This window comes from Desulfovibrio sp. 1214_IL3152, assembly GCF_036763055.1.
Classification (GTDB): Bacteria; Desulfobacterota; Desulfovibrionia; order Desulfovibrionales; family Desulfovibrionaceae; genus Desulfovibrio.
In genome coordinates this window covers 1-5,096 of the sequence record NZ_JBAIYW010000176.1, presented here as the reverse complement: position 1 = coordinate 5,096, position 5,096 = coordinate 1, and the positions used below count along the sequence as shown (strand labels likewise).

6 protein-coding genes and 1 tRNA gene are annotated in these 5,096 nt (G+C 47.4%); 3 read left to right on the top strand and 4 right to left on the bottom strand.

The annotated features are described in order from the left end of the window. The 3 genes from V6C07_RS03725 to V6C07_RS03715 all read left to right on the top strand — a co-directional run. On the top strand, nucleotides 1-498 hold a 498-nt coding region (locus V6C07_RS03725), incomplete at its 5' end, for a hypothetical protein (protein WP_333535025.1). An 11-nt stretch (nucleotides 499-509) separates the two neighbouring features. After that, complete coding sequence (locus tag V6C07_RS03720; RefSeq protein WP_333535024.1) at nucleotides 510-1,619, top strand: DNA-primase RepB domain-containing protein; 1,110 nt, start codon at nucleotides 510-512, stop codon at nucleotides 1,617-1,619. A 170-nt stretch (nucleotides 1,620-1,789) separates the two neighbouring features. Beyond that, entirely contained in the window at nucleotides 1,790-2,491 is a 702-nt protein-coding gene (locus V6C07_RS03715; protein ID WP_333535023.1) for an adenylate/guanylate cyclase domain-containing protein, read from the top strand. Nucleotides 2,492-2,525: 34 nt separating this feature from the next. On the opposite strand, the gene V6C07_RS03710 is transcribed toward V6C07_RS03715, so the two are convergent. The 4 genes from V6C07_RS03710 to V6C07_RS03695 form a co-directional block, all read right to left on the bottom strand. Continuing rightward, a complete protein-coding gene (locus tag V6C07_RS03710; RefSeq protein WP_333535022.1) occupies nucleotides 2,526-2,882 on the bottom strand; it encodes a hypothetical protein in 357 nt (118 codons plus the stop codon). A 105-nt stretch (nucleotides 2,883-2,987) separates the two neighbouring features. Beyond that, nucleotides 2,988-3,482, bottom strand: coding sequence for a lincosamide nucleotidyltransferase Lnu(C) (gene lnu(C) / locus V6C07_RS03705; RefSeq protein WP_019543803.1), 495 nt, complete (start codon nucleotides 3,480-3,482; stop codon nucleotides 2,988-2,990). A 23-nt stretch (nucleotides 3,483-3,505) separates the two neighbouring features. Further along, nucleotides 3,506-4,543, bottom strand: coding sequence for an IS1595-like element ISSag10 family transposase (locus V6C07_RS03700; protein ID WP_002837184.1), 1,038 nt, complete (start codon nucleotides 4,541-4,543; stop codon nucleotides 3,506-3,508). A gap of 267 nt (nucleotides 4,544-4,810) precedes the next feature. Further along, nucleotides 4,811-4,887 (bottom strand) — tRNA-Arg (locus V6C07_RS03695). Between the last annotated feature and the right edge of the window lie 209 nt (nucleotides 4,888-5,096).

Here is a 5,096-nt window from a genome sequence, read left to right as displayed (position 1 = left end):
CAGCAGCCGCAGCAGCCGCAGCAGGAAGCCCCGGCCGCAGTGCGCGGCAGCATGCCCACAAGCGAAAAGAATCATCGAGGTATCCCATGGACCGACCTTTACCGCGAGCACGGCACCGACCTTGCAAAAAAAATTAAGGGTATTGCAAGTCGCAGTCTGGATTATGCGATGGCATGCAGGCTCCGGGCAATGGGTTACTCTGACGGCGAAGCCGTGCGAATTTTGGCGCATGGGCGCGAATGGACTGAAACCGTGCGCCGTGGGTCAACGCCTATCGGTACCTGGGATCAGGAAGTAGCGCGAGTGCAAAAAACTGTCCGCGATGCATATTACACCCCGGCCGGCGACCGCGATTCTGGCCGACTTGGCCCCAACGCAATAAAATCTGCCCACAGGGTTGAAAGCGACTACGCCCGAACTCTTCGCGCCCAGCAGCCGCAGCCCGCCCAAGAACCCGAACAGCAAAAAACTCGCCGCCGCCGCAGCCGCGGCAGGTAAGGAGAAAAGCTATGTCAAAAATGATCAAGCTCCCCGAAATGAAAGTAATTTCAAGGGAAGAGGTTCAGGCACGAAAAGAAAAGTCCGAACAGGAGATCGCTATGAAAGAAAAATATGCTGAAAATGAATATCCCCAGGAATATGAGCGCTTTGAAAGTTTTTTGAAAGCGCTGGAGGCGGATAGCGTCAAGCTGACGGTGACGGACAAGGACGGGCAGACCGAGGAGCACACGTTTACAGCAGAACAGGCGCAGGGCGAGGCCTGGCGGTTGCTGGCGGCGCGGGATGCCGGGGCGATGGTAAAAGTTGAGCCGGAAGCCAGGGAGCATAAATTTGTTGTCGTGTCGGGGCTGACAGAAGCCTCCCTGGCGGCGATGAAAGCGGATGGGCATATGCCTGCGCTGACAACGGAAACAGCGGCGGGGCGGTTCCAGTCTGTATTTAAAGTCAGGGCGGGAGCTGAAGGCGAAATCCAGAAAATCCGGGAGACCCTACAAACCCGCTACGGCAACGGCCAGCAAGAAGGGATAGTGGTCCCCGGTTTTTACGGAAACAGTCTTGACCGTATTCCGCGCATTGTTTCATGCAACGAAGCTGCGCCGGTCCTGGGGCCGGAGAGGCTGGCGGAACGGCTACAAGAACAGGAACCGGCGTATGCCCAGGCATTCAGGGAGGAGCAAGAGCGTATGGCAGGGGAGAAGAAGAGAAAGGAAGAGGAGGAGCCGGGGCAGAGGAAAAAGGAAGAGCCGGAGCAGATGCAGGAGCAGGGGCCGAGCCTGGGCATTTTCACTATGCTGAAAAAGCTTATAATGTTTATCGTTGATGTGGTAAAGCAGGGCTTCGACAGCGCAATCAAAAATTTCAATTTGCAGAAACATTGCGGGTTTAGCGTGAAAGAGACGAAAGAGGCTCCGCCGTATTGGCGCGACAAAAGCCAATGGCCGCAGGCAGAGCTAGAGCAAAAACCGGAGTTTAGCCGGGAACAAAAAGCCGCGGCTGAACAAAAGGCTGAGGCTCCGGCGCAGAAAGTAGCGGCGATCAGGGAGATTAAGGCCCAGGCGCAGCAGGAAGTTCAGAGCCAGGAAGCAAAAGCTGCCCGCAAGCGGAGCCGGGGGCGGTAATGCAGGGCTGGGCAATATTAACTATTGCCGCATTAGCCGGGCTTGCTGCGCACTTCGCGTGGCAAGCCCACGACTTGCGGCGGGTTTTGCGGCAGTATGCAGGGGCAAAGGTAGCACGAGTTGCACCCGCTGAGGCGATAGGGGCCACGGGCAAACGCACGGAAGCTACTGTGATATTTACAGATATGCGAGGATTTACAAGTATTTCAGAAAGGCTAACTCCGGAGCGCGTAGCACTACTTTTAAAAATCGTGCTATCTCCGGCACTGGAAGCTATCCGCGCTGCTGGCGGTGAAGTTGATAAAATTCAAGGGGACGCGATATTGTATAGGCATGCGGACGCTGAAAAGGCGTTGGAAATGCTGGAAGAGGTGCAGCAAACGCTTGAAAAAGCTGGAGAAAAAGCGAGGAGGATTATAGGGGAGACTCCGCAATTTTACAGCGGTGTGCATAACGGCCCGGTATATTTAGGGTTTCTCGGCGCGGCGGGCGGGTTTGTTGACTATACAGTAATAGGAGATGCCGTAAATGTCGCTGCACGGCTTCAAGGGCTTGCGGCGAAATATGGCGTGGCGGCGATTATTTCTGGTGATGCATACAGAATGGCCGGAAAACCGCAGGCATGGCGGCTGCTGGATGTTGTGCAGGTTAAGGGAAGGGCGGAGCCTCTGGACATATATACAAAACCAGCCGATTTAGGCGCGTGGGCGGCGTTTGAAAAAGCGCGGGAAATGTACGTTGCCGGGGATTTTAAGGCGGCTGAGGCGGCGTTTAGAGCGGCTGGGTATGGGATGTGGGCGGGGCGCTGTAAGCAGCTGGTGGTGGATAGGCCGGGAAAGTGGTTGGGCGTGTGGAACTGGACGGCGAAGTAAAAGGCGGGCAAAAGCCCGCCTTTCTCCTTAATTACTAACCAGTTGTTTTTGGGTAAGCCGGAACTTTGAACTCCTCTTCAAATTCATCAATCTTGTAACAATATATTGTTGGGACAATTTCGTCATTTTTGTCAATAATGAATTGTTGAAAAGGTTTCCCATCTTTTCCAAATAGTGAATTTTTACTGTGCCAGAATATAACATTACAGTTTTCCAAAAATTCACGTTCATTATTTATTTTTTTTTCAATCATACTGTCGCTAACACTCATATATGTGTCTTCAGAATCTGGAGTATAAATGATAGCAACTTTTTTATCGTCATAACAACAGAGTGTGTGCTTTATTTCATTGGCAGCACCATTTATTATCCGAACTTCTTTAGATCTCATTTTACACCCCCTCTTTAAATATTAGGCTATGTCACAACAAACAGTTGATAAATAGCCATTTTTATAGGGGAGTATCAGAACTCCCCTACAAACTGTTATTTGCAGTTATCTATACTCATTTGGAATTTCGATATGAAGTGTCTCACACAATAACTTCACATCATGTGCATCATTTTCATCAAACTCGTATCCCAGATGGAACATTACTTGACTATATGGTTCAATACAGGAAACCTCTATTTCCTCAATTCTTCCTTTACCCGAAAAAGTTTCTACCGGAAAACAATCCCCATCATAAAGAATTTCACCTTCGTCCGTATATTCAAAACAATGCAAATCAATAATTCTGTTTTTCAAATCTTCCCATACAGTATGGTTCAATGTTGTATATTCCATCTTAATCTCATAAAAGCCATTAGCTTTCATTATTTCTATAAAGTTCTGATAATCGTTCTTTTCTACAAAAATGTCAATATCATTATGGGCTCTTGACTGATATCCAAGAAGAGCATCTACACCCCAGCCACCATCAAGAAAGACTTTAATCTCCGCATCTATTGCAAATTGAAGAATCTGTTTTACATCTGTTATATTGACCATCTTATCATCTCCACAAATTCTAATTAGGCGACCAGAGGAACTGCTGGTCTGTTTGATAAATCTCTGCATTTAGCAGTTTTCAATGTTGCCAAAACGAAAGTTAAGAAGATGTTCCTTTTCTCCATGTCGCTTTCTTTGGCGTAATTTACAAGGTTATTCCACACAAGATAGTTGTTCAGATACTTGGTAGAAACACCGTTAAAGCCACGCATAAACCTCTTTAGCTGGCTATGGTAGCTATTGATATGTTGGATATTATAAATGCCTTTCTTGGCTTTGCCAGTCTTTAACTGCACAAGGTCAATGCCATTGGCATTTGTAAATCTCACATAGGAGTTCATCTTGTCCGTAACAAGAGTGGAATTGGTCTTAATCCTACCATCATAAATATGATGTAAATCTCTTGTAGAAACTCTACCAGTATTCGTAATCTTGGAGATAGACAAGCCATTCCTATTAACCGCACAAGGAACACATACCTTTTCTTGGGACAAGCCTCTGATATGTGTAGAATGACCACGCTTATGAGCCTTGCGTGGCATAGCAAATGTCTTACTCTTGCTATGATTGCCCTTGTACGAGATGGCGAAAAAAGTTTCGTCAGCCTCAATAATGCCGTCAAGGGTAACATCGTCTGCCATATTCTGAAGTGCATCCAAAATCTTGTGTCTCCAAAGGAATGCGGTGTTTCTGTGAATCCCACAAGCAACAGCAGTCTTACGAATGGATAAGCCATTCATCATACAATCAATGTACTGCTCCCACACGGACAAGTCTTTTCTTGTACCAGACACAATGGAGTTCGTAGCAATCACGAAGGACTTGCCACAATCCTTACATACATATCGCTGTGTGCCATCTTTACGATGACCATTGCGAACCACATGGATACAGCCACAAAGAGGGCATACACGACCATTTGCAAAGCGTTCCTTTGCTACGAAATCTTCAATATTCAAAGACTTTACAAAGGCAGGACTTAAAAGCATTGTTTTAAGGCTTTCCTGCTCTGCGACAGTCAACTTACCGATAATATCTAATGCGTCTTTGATAGTAGGCATATCCAATTACCTCCTTCGGTGGTACTGTTTCTTACTATTATTATACGCTATTTCTCGTCAAAAATCAACCATTTGTTGTGACAGAGCCAAATATTATAATGGATTGAGAAGCAAGCGGCTTCGCCGTTCCACCATCAGCTAATAAGCAGGATAACTTATATAGCTTTGTGGCGTCACCCTTTTTCAAACATTTTCTTGCCGTGTGGGGCAGGTGTGGGGCAAGACGAAAAAAGGACTCACGGAATTTCCGTAAACCCTTGAATTTTCTGGTGCGCCCGACAAGAATCGAACTTGTGGCCTACAGCTTAGGAGGCTGTCGCTCTATCCAACTGAGCTACGAGCGCACAATCGTGTTGTTATATTTATCCTTTCGCACTGTGTCAAGTTGTTTGGCCGTGTAGTGTATGTCGGACGTTTGTTAGTGTTTTTAGAGCAATTTCACTTTGAAATTGCTCTGGCGGCTGCGTGAGCAGACGTTCGCTACGGAGGCGTAAGCGCAGTTTATCTGCGCGGTTAAACGCCGAAGTGAGCGTGCCTTAAACTTTGAGAATGT